General features: G+C 68.1%; 1 protein-coding gene. It reads right to left on the bottom strand.

Annotated elements, in window-relative coordinates; all coding sequences use genetic code 11:
• A partial coding sequence (locus tag AC1DWF_RS37275; protein WP_476843449.1) for a L,D-transpeptidase family protein occupies positions 1 to 567 on the bottom strand: 567 nt, incomplete at both ends.

Raw genomic sequence — 567 nt, 5'->3', positions numbered from 1 at the left:
GTCTGGTAGATCACGAAGACCGGCACCGGCGTCGGCAGGGTGTGCCGGGTGGTGCCGCCCATCGCGATCCCCTCATGGATGGCGTCGACCGGCTGCTGCATCAGCAAGGCAGCGAATTCGAAGGGATTCTCGACCCGGATGCAGCCATGGCTGATGCGGCGGTTGTCGCGGACGAAGATGCCCCGGTTCGGGGTATCGTGCAGGTAGACGTCGAACCGGTTCGGCATGTCGAACATGATCAGCCCGAGCCCTGCCTGGGGTCCTGCCAGCTGCTCGACCTCGCCATTGTCCCGCAGGACCATGTTGTTCCGCGTCAGGTACTCCGGGTCGCGATCGATCCTCGGCCGGATCTCCGCCGCCACGATGTCCGCGGGGATGACCCAGGGAGGGTTGAAGAAGCTGGCCTCGAGCACGGCGCGGAATTCCGGGCTCTGGCTGCGTTCGACATCCGCCCCGACCACCACGCGCGTGGAGAAGACCGGCCGGTCCGCGCGATACAGCACCAGCCGCTGGTCGGCGACGTTGACCCAGGCGCGGTCCGCCGGCAGCGGCCGCGGCAGCCAGCGC

This window comes from Aminobacter sp. P4_D5, assembly GCF_056401815.1.
The sequence above is the reverse complement of the archived record's forward strand: the minus strand, read 5'-3'. Positions and strand labels throughout refer to the sequence as shown.